The 19704-nt window shown below is 51.7% G+C and carries 15 protein-coding genes and 1 pseudogene; 11 read left to right on the top strand and 5 right to left on the bottom strand.

The features are described from left to right. Positions 1–158: pseudogene (locus ACR0NA_RS16895) on the top strand (electron transfer flavoprotein subunit alpha/FixB family protein); the annotation flags it as partial. 549 nt (positions 159–707) lie between these two features. On the opposite strand, the gene ACR0NA_RS16890 reads toward ACR0NA_RS16895, so the two are convergent. After that, a complete protein-coding gene (locus ACR0NA_RS16890) occupies positions 708–1496 on the bottom strand; it encodes a class II aldolase/adducin family protein (protein WP_480730871.1) in 789 nt (262 codons plus the stop codon). Positions 1497–1585: 89 nt separating this feature from the next. Here ACR0NA_RS16890 and ACR0NA_RS16885 point away from each other — a divergent pair, with 89 nt between their 5' ends. Beyond that, positions 1586–2527: a GlxA family transcriptional regulator gene (locus tag ACR0NA_RS16885; RefSeq protein WP_480730868.1), complete on the top strand. Its 942-nt coding sequence runs from the start codon at positions 1586–1588 to the stop codon at positions 2525–2527. A gap of 10 nt (positions 2528–2537) precedes the next feature. Here ACR0NA_RS16885 and ACR0NA_RS16880 read toward each other — a convergent pair whose 3' ends face one another. Continuing rightward, positions 2538–2753: a hypothetical protein gene (locus ACR0NA_RS16880; protein ID WP_480730866.1), complete on the bottom strand. Its 216-nt coding sequence runs from the start codon at positions 2751–2753 to the stop codon at positions 2538–2540. Between the two features lie 81 nt (positions 2754–2834). On the opposite strand from ACR0NA_RS16880, the gene ACR0NA_RS16875 reads away from it, so the two are divergent. The 4 genes from ACR0NA_RS16875 (at position 2835) to ACR0NA_RS16860 (ending at position 7613) form a co-directional block, all read left to right on the top strand. Next, complete coding sequence (locus ACR0NA_RS16875; protein WP_480730864.1) at positions 2835–4370, top strand: class I adenylate-forming enzyme family protein; 1536 nt, start codon at positions 2835–2837, stop codon at positions 4368–4370. 137 nt (positions 4371–4507) lie between these two features. Continuing rightward, positions 4508–6370 (top strand): AMP-binding protein, encoded by a 1863-nt coding sequence (locus ACR0NA_RS16870; RefSeq protein WP_480730862.1) that lies wholly within the window; start codon positions 4508–4510, stop codon positions 6368–6370. A 5-nt stretch (positions 6371–6375) separates the two neighbouring features. Continuing rightward, on the top strand, positions 6376–6585 hold the full coding sequence (locus ACR0NA_RS16865) for a hypothetical protein (RefSeq protein WP_480730860.1): 210 nt from the start codon (positions 6376–6378) through the stop codon (positions 6583–6585). Between the two features lie 134 nt (positions 6586–6719). Beyond that, on the top strand, positions 6720–7613 hold the full coding sequence (locus ACR0NA_RS16860) for a TauD/TfdA family dioxygenase (protein WP_480730858.1): 894 nt from the start codon (positions 6720–6722) through the stop codon (positions 7611–7613). A gap of 54 nt (positions 7614–7667) precedes the next feature. Here ACR0NA_RS16860 and ACR0NA_RS16855 read toward each other — a convergent pair whose 3' ends face one another. From ACR0NA_RS16855 to ACR0NA_RS16845, 3 genes are all read right to left on the bottom strand, one after another. Continuing rightward, a complete protein-coding gene (locus ACR0NA_RS16855; RefSeq protein WP_480730856.1) occupies positions 7668–8801 on the bottom strand; it encodes an MBOAT family O-acyltransferase in 1134 nt (377 codons plus the stop codon). A gap of 382 nt (positions 8802–9183) precedes the next feature. Then, positions 9184–12561, bottom strand: coding sequence for an AAA family ATPase (locus ACR0NA_RS16850; RefSeq protein ID WP_480730854.1), 3378 nt, complete (start codon positions 12559–12561; stop codon positions 9184–9186). A 306-nt stretch (positions 12562–12867) separates the two neighbouring features. Next, positions 12868–13812: a LysR family transcriptional regulator gene (locus ACR0NA_RS16845; protein ID WP_480730852.1), complete on the bottom strand. Its 945-nt coding sequence runs from the start codon at positions 13810–13812 to the stop codon at positions 12868–12870. 44 nt (positions 13813–13856) lie between these two features. Between ACR0NA_RS16845 and ACR0NA_RS16840 the strand changes: the two genes are divergently transcribed. The 5 genes from ACR0NA_RS16840 to ACR0NA_RS16820 all read left to right on the top strand — a co-directional run bounded on the left by ACR0NA_RS16840 (position 13857) and on the right by ACR0NA_RS16820 (position 19667). After that, positions 13857–14597, top strand: coding sequence for a TSUP family transporter (locus tag ACR0NA_RS16840; protein ID WP_480730850.1), 741 nt, complete (start codon positions 13857–13859; stop codon positions 14595–14597). Between the two features lie 6 nt (positions 14598–14603). After that, positions 14604–15629 carry a D-cysteine desulfhydrase family protein gene (locus ACR0NA_RS16835; RefSeq protein ID WP_480730848.1) on the top strand — a complete coding sequence of 342 codons (1026 nt, stop codon included), beginning with the start codon at positions 14604–14606 and terminating at the stop codon, positions 15627–15629. A 63-nt stretch (positions 15630–15692) separates the two neighbouring features. Continuing rightward, the gene (locus ACR0NA_RS16830; protein WP_480730846.1) at positions 15693–16655 is read left to right on the top strand and encodes a TAXI family TRAP transporter solute-binding subunit; all 963 of its coding nucleotides are present in this window, start codon (positions 15693–15695) and stop codon (positions 16653–16655) included. 300 nt (positions 16656–16955) lie between these two features. Beyond that, entirely contained in the window at positions 16956–17963 is a 1008-nt protein-coding gene (locus ACR0NA_RS16825; protein ID WP_480730844.1) for a helix-turn-helix transcriptional regulator, read from the top strand. Positions 17964–18530: 567 nt separating this feature from the next. Beyond that, positions 18531–19667 (top strand): TIGR03032 family protein, encoded by a 1137-nt coding sequence (locus ACR0NA_RS16820; protein ID WP_480730842.1) that lies wholly within the window; start codon positions 18531–18533, stop codon positions 19665–19667. Positions 19668–19704 lie beyond the last annotated feature (37 nt).

The raw sequence follows: 19704 nt of genomic DNA, 5'->3' as shown, positions 1-19704 counted from the left end.
TCTCGGGCGCGATCCAGCACCTGGCAGGCATGAAGGACTCCAAGGTCATCGTGGCGATCAACAAGGACGAAGAAGCGCCGATCTTTCAGGTCGCAGACTTCGGACTGGTCGCAGACCTATTCGCAGCAGTCCCGGAACTCACCGAAAAACTCGGTTAAGTTGGAACAGAGATTTTTCGACGAAAAATCCTGCAAGGCCCGCCAAATGGCGGGCCTTTTCCTCAGATGAACGAGGTGTTTTTTAGTTCTGGCATCTAAATTCTGAGAAGGTTAGTAATCCCTCACTTATCAAATCTAACTAAACTGTCCCAATGGCGCTGACACCAGACAAGGCTGTGATGATGTCTGGCTTGTGAGCGGTCGTGACTGGGTATGCGGCGTTGGGTTTTTGCTAATAAGGATCAGCCGGTTGAAAACACCATCGACGGGACGCAAATCCCTTATGTGTTCTTTGGACGGAAGGACCGAGCTGGAAAAGTTATCAAACGCACCCACACCATACCTAACTCACTATCGCATCTATCCCCTGCAAGCAGGAGATCCTGCGTTTTCAGCAAATGCTTGGCTTGACGGGCCAAATTGCCTTCGTGGTCGGCATTGAGCCCAAAGTACCCATACTGCGCGTCAGCTAAATGCCCAAAACCTCTCATTCCAGGCATTCCGGGGAACTGAACACGCAGCTTTTTTGGGTGTTACAGCTGTCAATTCTCAGGACGAATAGTGCGGCATCTCTACATCCAGTCGGCGACGAACAGCCAACCACTCCAACTCACCTTCGTAGCCGTACCAGTCGCTGACAGCCATGTCAGATAGGTGGCGCTGGATTTCCCGTTCAGGAATTTCCCGAATAGTGGCCCCGCCAGCTGCAGACTTTTGCACCTCCAACTGAACCGCGCAGGCTTGATCCAGGTAGAACGACCGGAAGAACGTCTCTCCGGCTGTTGAACCAAACACAAAAGCGCCGTGCCAGGCCTCGATGATCGCCTTTTTGCCGGTACCCGCATTCAGCAGGCCGGTCAGAAAATCATCAGTGCATTCGAACTCGTAGTCGGTATAGCCCAGCACATCCCCACCACCGATCATCAAGTAGGCCTGGCTTAGCGGTTGCAAACCTTCTTTTTGAGCGGACACCCCCATAATTGCTTTGGTGTGAATATGCATGATGCAGTTCATGTCTGGGTTAGCTTCAAAAAACAGTTTGCCAATCTCGGTGGCGGATGGGTTTGGTTCGCCGTTTTCAGGGTTGTGGTTCGCGCGATCAAAACCGACCTTGATCAGGTTTGATGCCGTGACCTCTTCGTGCATCCAACCATAATGGTGCGTCAGAAGAGCATCCTCACCTGGAACCCGGATCGCGTGCCACTGGTTGGTCAAATCCGTCAGGCGATATTTTACGAGGGCGTTGTAAATGACCGCAAGTTCACAACGTGCGTCCCATTCGTCATCACTGCAATTGGCCGGCCGTTGTCCGCTGGGTGTAGGGGTCATGATGTTCATTGGCGTCTCCTCTGTTTCCGAAAAGACTACAGGAGAACAGCGTGTATTTTTGTCTTGAAGTGCCCTATTTTGTGCGAGAAATTCCCTGAATGCTGAATGTTTCCATTGTGCTATTCCCGGAGTTTCAGATGCTGGCCTATGTATTGGCCACGGAAACACTGCGCCTCGCAAACAAATGTGCCGGGAAAGAAATTGTCCGATGGCAAACCCGCACAGCAACAAACGCGGCAGTCCAGGCGTCAAACGGAGCGTTGGTCGCCCCTGATACAATCGAGTGGTTGAACAAACCCAGAGCCGATTTGGTTCTGCTATGTGCCGGATATCAACCTCTGGTGCATTTAACGCCACGAGTGCGGGCCTATACCGCGCGGGCCGCGACGACAAACTGCGTCATTTCAGGTGTTGATACGGGTACGGTCATTCTGGCTGAGCTTGGTTTGTTGAATGACCGTCAGGCGGTGCTTCATTATGAAGCTGAGACTGAATTTCGAGAACGTTGGCCATACGTTGATGTTGTGGATCGTATTTTTTGCTTGGACAGAAATCGGTTGACCGCTGCGGGTGGCACCGCCACCGGTGACGCCCTTTTGGCTTGGATATCGCGCGACATAAATGAAGATCTGGCATTGGCCGTGGCGACCGGAATGATCCACGGCATGCCACGAAGCGGGGACACGCCTCAACGTGCAACCAGCACATCCGATCCGCTGCTCATGCAGATGCATCAGCTAATGGCGGACAACATACCATCTCCACTGTCGATCGAAGACATATGTTCACGCCTGCAGCTGTCGCCAAAACGGCTTCGGCGCCGATGTTTCGACTTTTATGGGCTGACCCCATCAGCCTACTACCGCAAATGTCGGCTGGAGGTGGCACATCAACTGCTGGTCAATTCTTCGCAATCAATAACGGACGTAGCCATAAGTTGCGGTTTTGAATCTTTATCTAGTTTTTCGCGCGCCATAAGTACGCATTTTGGGCAAACACCCAAAATGATCAGAAACCAGACCTTGAGGTCAAGATCCTAGATGACCGCATTCATTGCGTGATCTTTGAATTTGTTCGTCGGCTGATTTTTTGCGCGCAATGTATGACAGGTCCGGCGGGTCGCGCCGCAGCAGAGAGACGATGTAATGAAAGTCCGGAATGAGCCGCCTCATCCACAAGAAAGAAGTCTGACAACAGGCTCGAATCTGCATCGGAACCACCACAGGCTCTTTTGATTCCGATTGCACGGATGTCCCAGTTGGTCATTCAATGTCATTGACGGAATTTATTGCAATCCGTACGCTCACGTTGAAGTAGAAAAACTTTGTTGCTGGAATAGATGAAATCATGGTTTCAAATCAATTCGTTAAGAGTAACACCCGTGCTTTTTTAAGTGAACTTAGAAACAATATCGTTGACCACCAAACTTTCTTTGAAGGCGAGATTGAAAGCCTGACCTATGGTGACCTTTTCCGCAAATGTGACCTGCTTTGTGCCTTCTTTAAACGACAAGGCCTTTTGCCGGGCGACCGCATCGCGATTGCTCTCGAAGATGACGTCTGTTCGGTTGTTGCTTTCGTGTCCAGCATGTGGTTCGGCCTGGAATTGTGTATGATTGATCCGGATGCGCCCATTCCGGAATGTCAAAAAACACTCGAACTTCTGAAACCTGATCACCTGCTGTTGAGTCCAAAATGCCGATCAAATTGGGCGTTCTTGGAGGAGGGAACTGATCGGCACCAGTCTCTCATTACAATTGACGACCACCTTTTTCATACTTTGTCGCACGAATTAGGCGCGACAAATAGATTTGAACCGGCGAACCGATCGTTCGAAGACCCTTTGATGATCGTTCTTACCTCGGGAACGACCGGCAACCCCAAAGGGGTTGTTCTTTCTTACAAAGCCATACTCACGCAAAGCATGAATATGGGCGCTGGACTCGACTTTGGCCCCGGTAGCCGGATTCTGAATCTCTTTCGGCTAAGCCAGATCGGGTCGGTCGTGAATGGCATATTACTGGCGCTGCTTCATGGTGGGACTCTGGTCAGACCGTTTCAAAAGTTTGATTTAAGTAAAAGCCGACAACTGCTTTCGCGGATCGTGGTAAACCCAGTCAGCCATTTTATCTTTGTTCCAAGTCTGATCTCGTGCCTGTTTCGTGACAAAGAAGCATTTGAAAGAGCATTCGCTGTTCCTGATTTCAGGTTTTTCGTCACAACAGCTGCACCGATATCAGATGATCTCTGGCAACAGATCGAAACGCAAACAGGGAAGGTCGTAATCAACACCTTCGGATCAAGCGAAGTCAACAATGTGACTTTCACCTCGCGGAACATAGCTGACGAGCGAATTGGCACCATTGGCAGCCTTTTGGATGCCGAATGTAAAGTCGTTGGAGAATCCGGAGATGAAGTTTCGCCTGGTGAAACGGGTGAACTTTGGATTCGCTCTGAGACACGGATGACCGCCTATCTGAACGCCCCTGAATTGACTGAATGCGTACTGGTCGATGGTTGGGTCAAGACAGGCGATCTTGCCTATCTGTCGGGCGAAAATCTGGTCTATGTCGGGCGAAGCGTGGAAAGTATAATCAGCGGCGGCCACACCATATTTCCTAATGAAATAAACAATTTAATTCTAAGTCATCCCGATGTCGCAGACGCTTACACCTTTGGGAAATCTCATCCTGAATGGGGAGAGCTTGTTGCCGCCTGTATTGTGCCGGTCTCAACGGATCTTACGGCGCCCACAATCAGCAGCTTTCTGAGAGAAAGGCTATCGATGCACAAAATCCCGCGGAAAATCGTGTTTGTCGACAGAATTCCGCTCAACGATCGAGGGAAGGTAAGACTCCAGGAAATACAGAAATTGGTGCCCTGAAGGGTGCCTGCCAGAATGCGCCTCACGTGCTCGGCAAGCCTTGAGGATTTTTGGCAACCGATAGTGATTGGATCAGTAAAACGGAGGCGAATATTTTTTGAGCCTCAAAATCTAAATAAGAAAATCGGGTTAACGCAATGAACATTCACGACACAAATACCGAAATCAAAAACCTGTTCGGCATCGTCGATGCCAAGGCGAAAAAGCCGTTTCTCATCGCACCGGATTCGCTTTCTTATAAAGAAGTGACCGAAGAAGTCGGCTTGGTCATGCGGCTTTTCGAAAATAGCGGATTGAAGAAGGGCGACGTGATCGTTTTGTGCGTCGAGAATGACGCGGATCTCGTGGTATTCTTCCTAGCTGCATTCCGCTACGGGCTTGTGACCTCGATCCTGACGCCTGAAAACACCAGCGTTGAAGCACAGGCTTTGGTGCAGCACATAAAACCGCAAGCTGTCGTTTGTACGAATGAAATACTCGATCGTTGGAAGTCGCAATCGGTTCTTGATGGGGCAGACCTGATGCTGGCCTTGGGTGTGACCAAGCGGAAAACATCAACTCGCGAGCGTTTTCGTTCTTTGTTTTCCACATCCAAGACGGGTGATGTGGACGCTGACACTTATCCTGCAATCGTCAGCAATCTCTCTCCTCTTGGTGCACCTTCAGATGAGCCGGAGTTGTCGGATTTTTCAATGCTGGTGTTTACTTCAGGCAGCACCGGTACGCCGAAAGTCGTCAGGCTCACATACGCGGCGGTGATTGAACAAGCCAAAATAATGGGCACTCAACTTGGTTTAACCAAGGATTCAGTGATGCTAAGTCTGATCCCCTTCACATCGCTTGGTGCAGCAGCAAGTGGTGCGCTGCTGTCATACATGAATGGCTCCACCCTTGTACGCCCAGTGCGAAAATTCTCGAACCAGAGCATACCCGACATATTGGATACGATTTACAGCAAACGGGTTTCACACTTCTTCCTATCGCCCGCGATGATGCAGTTGTTGCTGCGCTATGGAGACAACCTGAAAGAGACATTTGATACAGAAGATTTCAAATTCTTCCTGTCAATGTCGGCAATGCTTCCTAAAAAGCTGTGGGATACCTTTGAGGAGAAGACCGGAAAGGAAGTCGTGAATTCCTACGGTTTGTCCGAAGCCAACAACCTGACCTTCACTGGTCCTGGGTTAGATCATCGGGACACAAACAGTGTTGGAAAAATCCTGGGGTCACAGTGGAAAATTCTGAATGACGACGGCGACGAAGTAGAGCCGGGAGAAATCGGAGAGCTTGTCGTTTCTGGCCCCACGGTCATGCATGACTATTTACACAGCAGCGACGAGACCGACAAAAGCCTTGCCGACGGGTGGTTCAGGACCGGTGACCTGGCCCGACATGATGGCGACGGAAACATCTTTATCGCTGGCCGTATCAAGGACGTTATTATTGTTGGCGGCAACAACGTCTACCCGGAAGAGGTCGACGATAATATCCGGCTGCACCCGCTTGTTGTGGATACATGTACATTCGGCGTCGAAGACAGCCTTATGGGCGAAATTGCCGTCAGTTGCGTGGTGCGAGAAGACGAAAGCCTAGATGCGGCTATGCTTGTCTCACACCTGAGCGAACGCATTTCACCCATCAAAATCCCTGCCAGAGTGGTCTTTGTCGACGAAATCCCAATGTCCGAACGCGGCAAGGCGGATCGCAATCAGCTGAGGTCCTTGATTGACCACGAGCTTGAAAACAACAAAGGGGCTGACAGCTCGTCCCTTGAGGATCAGGTCATCGCCGTCGCCGCTGAAACATTCATGATCGAAAGCAGCAAGCTGGAAGCGTCCAGCAACTATTCCAACACCCTGGGTTGGGACTCGCTTGGTCATGTCATGTTTGTCGAAGCACTTGGTGCCAAATTCGATATCACCATTGAGCCCATTGACGTCTTGAAAATTCATACGATCTCCGACGCGGTTGAATTGATCGAAGCAAAGTTGGCCGGGTGAAAAGAATGCGCACCAAAGCCAGAAAGCTGCTCTTGACGTCGGCAACGATCGGAATGCTCGTCAGCACGGCCTATTTCTATGACAACAGCAAGCCGGTGCTGGACTACATGGAGTATCTGCCCGTCTATCGCGTCGAACAACTTTGGGAAAGAAAGCAACAGCAGGACGCTCCGGCTGGGACTCCTTTTCTACAGGCCGTTGCGCAGCAGAAATGATCCCATTCACAAGAAAAACCATTCCAACAAGGTGAATTACAATGTCACACGCTCTACCAATTGCCGAAGCCTATGATCATCCGAGCGCGTGGGACACAACCACGATCCGGACAGAAGATGACATTGCATGTTACTTGAGCGAGCAGCAGGTAGATGCACTGCTCAATGCACTGGATCATGCGCGTCGCTCGGGCAAAAAGGTGGAGGACATTACGCGCGAAGATTTTCCACTCAGTGGTATAGAAGAGTCTCTTGAACAGTGGATTTGGGATCTGCATGAAGGCCGTGGACTGTTCCTTTTGCGTGGTCTTCCGATACAGGACCTGACAACCGAAGATTGCGCACTTCTTTATTGGGGATTTGGCTCCCATTTTGGCATAGCGCAACCTCAGAGCGTCGCCGGCGACAGGTTGGGTTATGTTCGGGATGAAAGTGGCAAAAACAGGCACTCTCGCGGCTACCAAAAACGATCCGAGCTTTCCATGCATACGGATACTACGGATATCCTTGCCATGATGAGTATCGTTCAGGCCAAGAAAGGTGGGCTTAGCGGCTGCACAAGCGGACCGGCGATATACAATTATCTTCTGGAGAATGAACCCGACGTATTGGAAACGCTTTGCAACGGGTTCCACTACCCGGTCTTCGGCCTCAGAAAACCTGGCAGTCCATTGGTCACTGAAGAGAAATATCCGATCTTCACTATGGCAGAAGGGTATTTAAGCCTCAGCTACCTCAGAGCTCACATCGACATGGCATTTGGTGGCTTGGAACGTGATGCGACTCCTGCCGAAGAACACGCACTCAACACCTTTGAGGCACTGACCAAAGACCCTCGGTTCTGTTTGCGGTTCAACATGAAGCCGGGCGAAATTCTGTTCATGAATAACTACGTTCTGCTGCATGACAGAACTGAATTTGAAGACGACGAAGATCCCGAAAAACGCCGTCTGCTATTTCGTCTATGGCTTGATGCATTCGACAAGAGGCCACTGAACCGTCTGGCCTCGCCTTACATCAAGAACTGAGGCTACTTGTGAACTGAACGCGTTGTGAGAAAACTCGAGCTGACCTCTCTGGGGTCAGCGAAGGAACGACACGCCGATCATCACGTAGTTGAACGTAAACAGGGATGAAAACACCCACCAAGCTTTGGCAATGATTGGATTGCCGTTGACGAGGAATGACCTGATGCGGGTTTCCTTGAAGTAATGATAAAGATTGATCCCGATACCATTATAAAGCCCCCACATAACCGCATTGATTGTAAAACCGTGCCAAACCCCGATTGTGGACATTGACAACAACAACGCCAGTCGGGGGGCATTGGTGTACGAAACTATTGGCAAATAGATATAGCTTCGAACCCAACCTGTAAGGCTCATGTGCCAGTTCTTCCAAAACTCAACGATGTTTGGCCGAAACAGTGGGAAATTGAAGTTCTCGCAAATCTTGTAGCCGATAAGTAGACCGACACCGATTGCAAGGTTCGAATACCCTGCAAACTGGTAATAGACGTTCAAACCGAACTCGATGCTTTCAAAGTAAAACCGCGTCAGAGAAGCATCATCTGTGTTATTCAAGATCCAAGCGTCAAAGTACTGGCTTATTACTATGTCGCTCACGACGACCACCTGAAAGCCACCCAGCGCAATCCGATCAATTCCAGCCCTGATATTCTTGGTGTCAAACCGCTGGCGGCGCGTGGACTTCATGTAGTCTTCAAACCGATAAATTGGCCCTACAATGATGATTGGGAAGAAAAACAGGTAGCTGTAGTAGTTTACGAAGCTGTGTTTAGGGAGCTGCCCTTTGAAGTGCTCAAACCAATAGTGGATCAACCGTAACGAATAAAACGCCATGCCAGTCATGAAAACTAAGTCATAGTGATCACTGGTCCGGAAGATCACTCGGGCAGTCTCGTGTGCAGCGAATGGAAGGATGAGGAGTGCAAGCCCCAACAAAAGCACAGGTGTGGATCGATGGTTGATTTTGGTAAGTGCAAAAGTCAGCAGACCAATCGCAAGCAGAACCAAGTAGGAAACCCAATCCAAAGTTAGCAGAATTAGGGTCGATATGATTGCAAGGTAAACCTGCCTGCCTTGTGATGGGGTCAACCAGTAGAACAGAACAATTGCCGACAGGATTGCAGCGTAGAAAGTTAGGTTTCCCGGCTCCAAAACATTCAAAAATAAAAAATTGAAACCTTCGGTCATGTTCTTTTGCTGTCAACCTGTCAAAAAAAATTGGAGTTTAAATAAACTCTAGCGTGCATGTTTCACAGTATTTTCACCAGTGCGCAAGTTTAATCTCTTCGCCTAGGTTGTGTTGACAAATGGCGAAGCCAAAGGCGGATTGACGTGATCCCGATGAAGCCGAGGCAGCTTTCTGGGTTCTGCCGAAAATTCCCGGAGCTCTCTGTTTGAATCTAGAAATCGTTTCGACATAAGCGGTGCCAACACGGCTGGCATATTGCGCTGGGAAAGAGCCGCAGCAAAGTGTCGAAAGTAAACTTTGCAAAGTTGGGTCATTGGCCCAAGACTATTTTTCAACCGCATAAACCTATTACGGCAAACCACCCTTCATTGCGGCCGTTCGCTACCTGAAACTTTCAAGAAGTTCCTTGGCATCGTTAAGGTCAGGAGTGTTGAAGCCCTCTGAGAACCAGTCATAAACAGGCGTCAGCAGTTCTATTGAACGTGTAACACTTCCCTGACTTTTCCAAAGGGCTGCAAGGCTGGTAGAAGCACGCAGCTCAAGCGACCGTGCCAGTTGCGCGCGCGCCCTCCGAATTGCGAGTTTGAATTGTTTTTCCGCTGCTGATTCATCTCCGGCTTCAGCTAACAGGACGCCTTCCAGCCTTGCCAGTTCAGCAAAATAGAACCGCTCTCGGTTCGCATCGCTCGCTGCGTTGGCTTTTCTCAAAGCAGACCACGCGCTATCCAAATCATGCGTTTCGATACCGCTAGCAGCTAAAAAGCCAAGCCATTGTGTATCACCAAGACGGGCTCCGGTTTTGTGCCATTTTGCATGCCCGTCCAGCAGCAGTTCAACCCCTTCGTCAATCCTGCCGAGCCCAGTCAGGGCGCGGCCACAGCACATGGTTCCAATGGCAAGCCATGGCGCTAAATCGTGCTCCGCTGCATGGGCGATCGCCTCTTTGGACACAGACAACGCCGCAACGAATTCCCTGCGATAAAGCAGAGCTACGGCCTTAAAACACAAGGCCCATCCAATACAGTGGCTGAATGATAGATCCTGACCAAGCTCAAGCCCTTCATTTGCCAGTTTTAGAGCGGTATCAGGGTAACCGATCAGCCAATAATTCCATGCAGCATAAAGCCTGCATACAACGCCCGCGCTATCTCCGTGAATGGCAACTTCCACGTGGCGCATGTGTTTCGAAAGTGCGTCATCAATATCTATGCCGGATTGCAGATACTCTCTTGCTTTCTCAGACTCGCCCACAAAAAACAGGCTGGTTCCAAGCGCTCTGTTACTTAATGCGCGCTGATGCGCGCTACTTGCCGACGTCACAAGAGAACTCAGTCTTCTTGCAAGATGCAAAGCTTGCTTATGCTCTCCTCTGGTAAGATGGTAATTCCAATACCCTCTTAATATTGGGAATAAATCTTCGGTTCGGCCAAGGCGATTACAAAGCTTACGGGCCCTTTGGTAAGCCTGCCGCACATCCGGGGACGACCACCCTTTCACGAAAGTCAAAGGAACGGCAAGTTTTGACTGCAACTCCAACTCAGTCTCGATTCTGTTGGTCGGTTGTCGGATTGCGGGCACCAGCTTCAAGCCTGTTTTCAGATGTGCAATGGCCTCCATATTTGCCGAACGGGCAATTGCCAGCTCTCCAGCTTTCAACCAATACTCAATAGCTTTTTCGTGGCTGCCAGCCTCCATAAAGTGGTAGGCCACCATTTCTGGCCTTTTCCCGGTAATCTCAGGATGCATCGTCTCTATCATTTCAGCTGCCCGTTGATGTACCGGCCGCCGCTTTGCCTTCAGCAAGCTGCCATAAGCTGTGTCTCGAATGAGCGCATGCTTAAAGGAGTACCTGGTGTGAGGATGTTGCCCCCTTTGATTTAGAAGTTCGGCGTCTACCAACTGTACCAACGCCCACCTTAGGGCTGTTTCTTCAAATGAAGAAACAGCCTGCAATGTTTGGAAATCGAACTCTCGACCAAGTACAGCGGCCACTTGTGCTACTTGTCGCGCTTTAGGCGACTGATCCAACCTTGCCATCAAGGAATCTTGCAGCGACGTGGGGATCGTTGCACTCGAAATAGGGTGGGGCAGTTCACAACCTATGTTTCGCTCGACCAAAAGGCTGGAATCAAGCATCACCTTGGTCAATTCTTCAATATAAAGTGGTATGCCATCAGTCTTGCCAACAATATGATCGACTGCCATTTGAGACAGGTCTTGCCCTTTGGCTTGCTGCCTGATCAGAGTTTGTGCCTCTGGCCTATTCAAGCGACCAAGCTTGACTGTTGTTATCTGGATATCGCTCTGCCACGGTGGTCGAAATTCTGGACGGCAGGTCAGGACATTTAGTATTGGAGCGTTCCGCGATTGTCTGATCTGAGACGCTAGTATTTCTAATGTTGAAGGGTCTGCCCAATGCAAGTCTTCCCAGGTCAACAAGACGGGCCGCTGCCGAGCTTCATCCAATAACCAAGCGACAATGGCATCCATGGTCTGGTGCTTTTGCTTTTGCGCCGTCAACGACGACGGCGGATATTTTTCATCAGGTAACGGAATTGACAGCAATGAGGCTATCAAGGGCACCACATCATTAAGCGGCAAGTTGGTCCCCCGAAGTGCGTCCTCCAGTTTGCGGAGTTTATCCGAGGGCTCGTCCTCTCCACGTAAACGTAAAAGCTGCTCCAGATGAATAATAAGAGGGTAAAGCGCACTGTTAGTGTGATACGGCGAACAGCTAAGTGTAATGCAGGTGCAGTCTGTCTCACCGAGTTTGCCGTGCAAGGCTTCTAACAATCGGGATTTTCCAATGCCAGGCTCACCGCAAATCAGGACAACTTGCCCCACATTTTCTTGGCTTTGCTGCCAAGCCTGCCACAACAACTCAATCTCATCCTCGCGCCCGACAAATGGGGTCAGTTGCCCGGAATGGGCTAGCTTGAACCGTGTATTCGGATTTGGCTCTCCGGCCACTCGCCAAGTCGATACTGGTTGTTCAAAGCCCTTTAGCTGTTGAACGCCAAGGTCTTCAAATTTTAGCGCGCCTCCTACCAATTTGCGCGTGGCAGTGTCAGTTACAACCTGATTAGGCAGCGCCAGAGTCATCAAGCGGGCAGCAAGGATAGGAGTTTCCCCGGCTACAGCACCCCTCTCAGACGCCGTCTCTCCAACGATGTCACCTATCACGACATGCCCTGTGGCAATTCCAACTCTGACCGAAAGGTTTTGTTTCACGTCCTTTTTCAAAACTCTCACCGCCTGTGCCAATGCCAGGCCTGTTCGAACAGCGCTTTCAGCTTGATTCTCGTGTGCACGGGGCCAACCAAAATAGGCTAAGACGCCGTCGCCCAGGAACTTGGCGACGTGCCCTTGGAAGTGCATCACTACCTCGGCCACAGTGACTTGGTAGTGCTGCATAAGTTCACGCAAATCTTCCGGATCCAACCGTTGTGAAAGTGCCGTTGATCCAACGAGATCGCAGAAGAGAACTGTTAGTTGCCGGTGTTCAGCATCGGGACTCTGCGTAGGGCTGACTTGGGCGTGATGCCTATCTGGTACAGCTTGCTGAAACCCATCACCGGCAAGAGCAGATATCGCACGTACCAGCAGCTTACGGTCACCCAGTGGGCTGACCCCAAGTTCTGCCAAGTCATCCTCACTGAGATCAGGAAGATGTTTGAAGTTGATTTTGTTCGTGGCGAAGGCCTCTGCATATTCGCCAAGGCCTAGTTTTTCGAGCCATACACCGACATCTTGAGCCATTGATGCCTCTCGGACGGTTGAAACGACTCCAGTTTAGTCGATTACCCCACTTCGATCCATCACAGCTCGTTGCATTGTCGGAAACCAGCGAATTTTTACGGAATACCATATTCAGTTACTAGTCTTTGTCGGGCGGCTTTGAGCACCGTGTCTGTCCAGTTTTGCAAGCCGCGCGTAGAGGTCTGGTGGTTACAGCTAGGGTCAGAGTTGCTGCCTACTAGTCCCTACTCTATTTCAGCTATTCGAATAAAAACGCACGCGCAATCGCTCGCTCATCAGCCAACGGTAACAGTGATAGTCTTGAATCTAATGGGCCTGACTTTGGTGCTCTTTCAGTTCATTCGTAAATCTCTGCAAACCGGGAATGTCATTTGATGCGGAAAATGTGATCAATCGGACCGGCCAGTTGAGGTCGTAAGTCAAAGGCACAGCTGATACCTGGTCTGCTTGTGATGCGCCCAATATATCATTGTCGACGATCGCGCGGCCTGCACCTTGGGCCACCATGCGCACCAAAGCGGATTGTGTCTGGACTTCGGCTCTGACCTGAAACGAAACTTCACAGCTATCGAACATTGTCTCCACTGCACGGCGGAACGGGCTGCGCGGTGTCAGCATGATTTGGGGCGCCTCCGCGAGTTTGGCAGGCGAGACTTTACGCGCATCAGCCAGCGGGTCATCGCGGGGAACAATCACCACGGGTTGTAGGTCGGCCAGTCGAGTGCACGCCAGATTTGGATCGCCGGGGTCAGACGATACAATTGCGCAATCCACCCGTCCTTCGCGCAATGCGGCCATCCCTGCCTTCTCATCCAGAACATCGACATCCACCCTTAGGGCGGAAAGTTCCGCCATGAGTTTGCCGGCCGCAGTCGCAACGCGGGTATCGGCCACCGCCGGGACTGTTGCCACACGCAAATGCCCTCCTGTGCCAGAGGCGATTTGGATCGCTGCTTCCTGGATACGTTCCAAACCCTGATAGTGTTTTTGAACCGCCCTCTGCAAACTGTGTGCCGCAGAGGTTGGCTCGAACTTACGTCCTGATCGATCAAACAGCAGCACGCCCATTTCTGTCTCTAACTCGGCGACCACTCGGCTTATTGCAGGCTGAGATATGTGCAGTGCATCTGCTGCCTTTCGCGTGGACCGGTGTCGATAGGCCATCTGGAAAAGCTCAATTTGTCGGGCAGTTATACGCATATGTATTGATAACAATAGTGTATCAATAAATGCAATAAGATGATTTTTCATTAAGGGTATCTAACGTTACCGTTCCGTGCATGAACTGCGAAACAATGGATCGAAACGTGCCCGCTGACCTACTGATCTTGCTGCTTGCCATTATAACAGGTGCAGCGATTCAGGTTGGCGTCGGAATTGGATTCAGCATCGTGGTAGCGCCCGTGATGATGGTGTTGCTGGGGACGGCCACGGCTGTTCCGGTTTTGCTCATGTTGAACACGCTCGTATCGCTTGTCGCGTCGAATAGGCGGGTGTGGTTGAAGAACAATGCCCTGATCCGCAATGCGATAATTGGGTGCTTAACGGGAATAGCTCTCGGTCTCCTGATTTACCCCTATCTGTCAGAACGCATGGTGCTGGCCCTGACAGGCGTCCTTTTACTTGTCGGAGTTGCCACTTCGTTGTTGCCGCAGGAAAACAGGGTTGGCCTACCGGGATTTCAGGCAATTTCGGGCCTGTCTGGACTTGCTACGGTATGGGCCGCGACCCCCGGTCCTTTGATGATTTTGGGCTTTCTGGCATTGGGTCGCACCCCGCATGAAGCTCGTAGGTTGGTACAGCCTGTGGCACTGGTCGCATATGGTTCTGCCTTTGCGTTGCACTGCCTGTCAGACTGGTCGGCCTTTGCCAGCGCTCCGTGGCTTTGGCCGTTTGTCGCGGCCACTATTGCGGGCAGCCTGTTGGGGCACCTGATCGGCCCACTGCTGCCACAGCAGGCTATAACCCACGCCATTCGAATAATCTCGATCCTCGCGTGCGCGGCCCTGTTCCGCCGCGCCTATCTGGTTGGATGACAAGTGATGACTGAACAGATGAATATCGACCAGAAATTGTCTGAATTCCCGCGCGCTCGTTTGATGACCGAAGTCACGCCGGTCGAAAGGCTGGATCGCTTGTCAGACCGCCTGGATATAGACCTTTGGATTAAGCGGGACGACCTGACTGGGCTTAGCTTTGGTGGCAACAAGACTCGTCAGTTGGAGTTCTATTTCGGCGAAGCGTTACAGCAGCGGGCTGATACTGTTCTGATTACCGGAGCAGTACAGTCGAATTTTGTGCGCACAGCGGCCGCGGCTGCGTCACGTCTTGGGATGAAATCCGTTCTGCAACTGGAAGAGCGGGTGCCGGGGATGGGAGAGCAATACTACCAATCAGGCAATGTCCTGCTGGCCAAAATCCTGGGCGCTGAACATATGCATTTTCCGGTGGGCGAAGATGAAGTCGGCGCGGACAATGCCTTGCATGAAAGGGCGGCTCAGCTGGTTGCCGCCGGCCACCGGCCCTATGTCATCCACCTTGGCATCGACCATCCGCCCTTGGGGGCATTGGGCTATGTGCAGGGTGGTGCGGAACTGAGCGCGCAAATAAGCGATTTTGATGCAGCAGTCGTACCTTCTGGCAGCGGCTCAACCCATGGTGGGTTTCTGACAGGTCTACGGCTGTCCGGAGTGCGCGCGCCCGTTCATGGAATCTGTGTCCGTCGCGATCAGGAACAGCAGAACGCGCGCATGCAAAAAGTCCTGGGAAAGTTGGCGGCCTTGATGGACTTCGACCCGGCGATCGTCATGAACGATATCAAAGTCTGGGATGACGTGCTCGCACCCGGATATGGACAAGTCGGGCAAGAAACACTTGATGCCCTGACCCTCATGGCACGTACCGAAGGTATCTTTTTGGATCCGGTCTATTCGGCAAAGACATTTGCCGGGCTGCTGAGGCTGTTGGACGAGGGGATCATCTGCAAGGGCCAAAAGGTCGTCATGCTGCATACCGGAGGTCTGCCAGCTCTGTTTGGATATCAGGAAGTGATCGGATCACTCGCTTAGAACCGGGTGCAAAATCACCGCACACATAACCAAACAAAATAAAGAAGAGAAAGGGAGAAAATTATGAGGAAGAACCTGATCCTGGCCTCAGCTATGGCACTTTCGCTCGGAGGTGTTGCAGCGCAGGCGGAAGAGTTTGTCACGATCGGCACAGGTGGCGTGACCGGTGTATACTATCCCACCGGTGGATCGATCTGCCGTCTGATGAACAAGAACCGCAAGGAAACCGGCGTGCGATGCACGGTCGAATCCACCGGCGGTTCGGTTTATAACATCAACACCATCCGCGAAGGTGAATTGGAATTTGGCGTTGCACAGTCCGACTGGCAATTCCACGCGCTCAACGGCACCTCTAAGTTCGAAGAAGCCGGACCATTCGAAGACCTGCGTGCTGTGTTTTCTGTTCACGCCGAACCGTTCAACGTGATGGTTCGCGAAGACTCGGGGATCCAGCATTTTGACGATCTGGTAGGCAAGCGGGTTAACATCGGCAATCCCGGCTCTGGCCAGCGTGGCACCATGGAAGTGCTTATGGACGCCAAAGGCTGGACCAAAGACACGTTCGCCCTCGCCGCCGAGTTGAAATCAGCGGAGCAATCCAGTGCTTTGTGCGACAACCAGATCGACGCGTTCATTATCACGGCCGGCCACCCCTCGGGTAATCTGACCGAGGCCGCCACCACGTGCAACGCCAAGCTGGTGCCAGTGACCGGTGAGGCTGTGACCGGTTTGATCGACAACAACGCCTATTACCGCTCGGCCACAATCCCCGGCGGCATGTATCGCGGCACCGATAACGACGTCGAGACATTTGGGGTCGGCGCAACACTTGTAACGTCGGCCAACGTATCTGATGCGGCGGTCTATGCTTTGGTATCGGCCATCTTCGAGAATTTCGATGATTTTCGCACCTTTCACCCGGCCTTCACCAATCTGACTAAAGAGGAGATGGTAACCGCCGGTCTTTCAGCGCCAATCCATCCGGGTGCGCTGAAGTACTACCAGGAAAAAGGACTGCTGGAATAGGTTTCCGGCCAAAGTTCGCTTCGTTTCAGTTGCACCGTAGCGTATGCAACTGAGACGAAGAGTGACCCCGGCCATACTCGATAGTCAATCTCACTTCACAAGTTTGGATACTGGGCTTGCACCGATGACATAAAGGAGCCCAACCTGTGAATTCGACATCCTCTGTGCGCCTTCTCTGCACTATTGTGTCCAACTTGAGGAATTGAGTATGTGCGGAACTCAAAGTGATAAAGGTACTGTCGTCTAAGGTTACTTATGGTAGAGCAAAACACGTTAATCTCCGACAGATTTGACACCAACATGCTGCCCGAAAAGCAGCAATACGCGTTGTTTCGTGAGGAACTGTTCGACTTGGCGGGTTATGAAGTTGATCGCCCCGGACCTGTTGATGACCCGTTTAGCCTCACTGGCGAAACCAAAACAACTCCGAAACTCTTGATTTACACATACCAAACCTTGACGCCGTGCGTCTTCCACAGATCGGAGCGTGGCATGGCGCGCGCGGAACTGAACTCCTTTGGAGTACACTTTCAATTCAAAGGAGAAGATCTGTCGACGCCGCTTTCGGAAGGTTCGGCGCATACCAGGACGGGGGACCTGCTTTCGCTCGACACCGAGCGACCGTTTTCCTACCAGCATAAAGGGGCGACGTCTTACTCGTTGAATCTGCATCGGAAAAAGGTTCAGGAAGAGATTCCTGGAATCTCGCAGCTACACGGCATGGTGTTGCGAGACAGCCCGGTCACCAGAATTCTCAAAACTGCAATTACCGGCGTATTCAGCGAATTGAATCACGCGGACGATCGCGAAATCGAAACGCTTTCTGAAACGCTCTATCGCCTCACTGTCGACGCGTTCAGACATCAGTTGATACAGGAACTCGAAACGCGCGAAATCCGGGATGAAACCGTCCTTTTCACGGTTGTAGATTTTATCCATCAGAACTTCCATCGTCGTGACCTGACACCGGAAGTGATTGCCAAGGCAGTCGGAATATCACGTTCCAAATTGTACCAGATTTGCCAGCAAACGGACACACCTCAGAGCCTTATTCGATTGATACGATTGGAAAAAGCCGCGGGCCTGCTAAGGGCCGATGCCAACTGCAATATTGGTGATGTTGCCTATAAAACAGGTTTCTCTACTCGCCCGGTATTTTCCCGAGCGTTCATGGAACACTACGGCGTTTCCCCGAAAGATTACCGCGAAGGGATATGGGAAAAATTGCCTGAGTTTCAAAGACTAATCCCACCGACCGAAAGGGACTGGAGACTGAGGTCTTCGCTAAAGGCGGCGGCATTAGGTTAAGACCGGGATACCGGAGTCTTCCCCGGACCTACAGCAAGGCTAGCATTTGTGAGATATGAAACTCGCAACAATTCCGGCCAATTCGAAACACCGTTCTTAACAACTTGGGCCCGTTCCAAGTCCAGTCTTTTGCCAATGCCAGTTGCGCCTCCAAATCGGCAGCCGAATGGTTCAAAAAAGACCGAACCGCTTTGAATTTGAATGAGAGCGACTGCCGTCCTGCGAGGCGGCGTTTTCGTCGAATCCTTAGGCTGATTTCTAAGTAATTACTGTATCGGTCAGGGCTGAGTTTTCCTGATCTTTCGACCTGCATTCACCTGTACCCGGTATCCCGCGCAGCGCGAGATTCAATCCGTTCATAAATGGTATCGCTGCGTCCAACTCCGCAAATGCCCGCTCGAAAGCCAATCCGTTCTAAGGCAATGAATTTACTGGTTCGGATGCTGATCCGGTACATGAGGGGTTCGGGATGCGACGCAGCAGGTCATCTTTCAGCCGCATAAGAGGCGGCAACACTGGTTCACGCAACCTTGCCGTTGCGGCATGGTTTTTGCCGGAGGACCCGCGATGAGCGATGTCCTTTGCGCGCTATTTCAATCCGACACAGCCGCTGAAACCAACACAACGGAATCTTCTCCGAAGACACCCAAAGTTGACTATTCGGTCTCGCCGGGTCTGGCTGACCGGCTCGGAGGGCTTGGGCTGTCCATCGCCTTTTCCTCCTACCAGTCGGGGTTCCTTTATATGGTCGGGATCAAGCCGGGTGGTGGGATCAACATCCATCAGATGGCTTTTCCCCGACCAATGGGCATTCACCGTCATGGGGTGCATGGCTTGTCGCTGGCGGCAGATGACCAAATTTTGCACCTGCAGAACGTGCTGGATCCGCAGGAGCGTGTGAATGATCTGTTCGACGCGGCCTTTATGCCGCGTCAGAGCGAGTTTACCGGGCGGCTTGATCTGCACGATCTTGGCATTGACGACGCGGGCAAGGCTATCTTCGTCAACACACAATACAATTGCCTCGCAACGCCGGACATGCGCCACAGCTTTCGCGAGGTCTGGCGGCCGCCATTCATATCATCGATGGTGGCTGAGGATCGTTGCCACCTGAACGGGCTGGCGATGAGGGACGGACAACCCCGTTACGTCACAGCTGTCAGCCGATCGGACACTATCGACGGTTGGCGAGACCGGCGTGCGGATGGGGGTATCGTTATTGACGTCGAGTCGGGAGACATCATTTGCGGCAACCTGTCGATGCCGCATTCACCGCGATGGTCTGATGGACGGCTGTGGTTGTTGAACTCTGGGCGTGGCGAGTTGGGCACATTGGAATTCGACCAGAAGGGCAAGGGTCGTTTTGAGCCGCATGTTTTTTGTCCTGGTTTTGCCCGTGGTCTGGCCTTGCATGGTCGTTACGCCTTCGTCGGCCTGTCTAAGCCCCGCTACAAGCGGTTCGAGGGGCTGGAACTTGAAGCCCGTTTGACCAAGGCCGACAGCGCGCCATGGTGCGGAATCCAGATAATCGATCTTGAGACCAGGGCTTGCGTGGACTGGCTACGGATAGATGGCGATGTGGCTGAGCTTTACGACCTCGAACTGTTGCCCGGTCATCTCTGCCCGATGGCAGTTGCGCCCGGCACCTCTGAAGCGGCAACGCTGATCACCCTGCCGAAGCAATCAACCAAAACTCAACAATAAAACCAAAATTGGTACGGACATAATGAGTAACACAGAT

This window comes from Ruegeria sp. C11, from assembly GCF_056537725.1.
The sequence above is the reverse complement of the archived record's forward strand: the minus strand, read 5'-3'. Positions and strand labels throughout refer to the sequence as shown.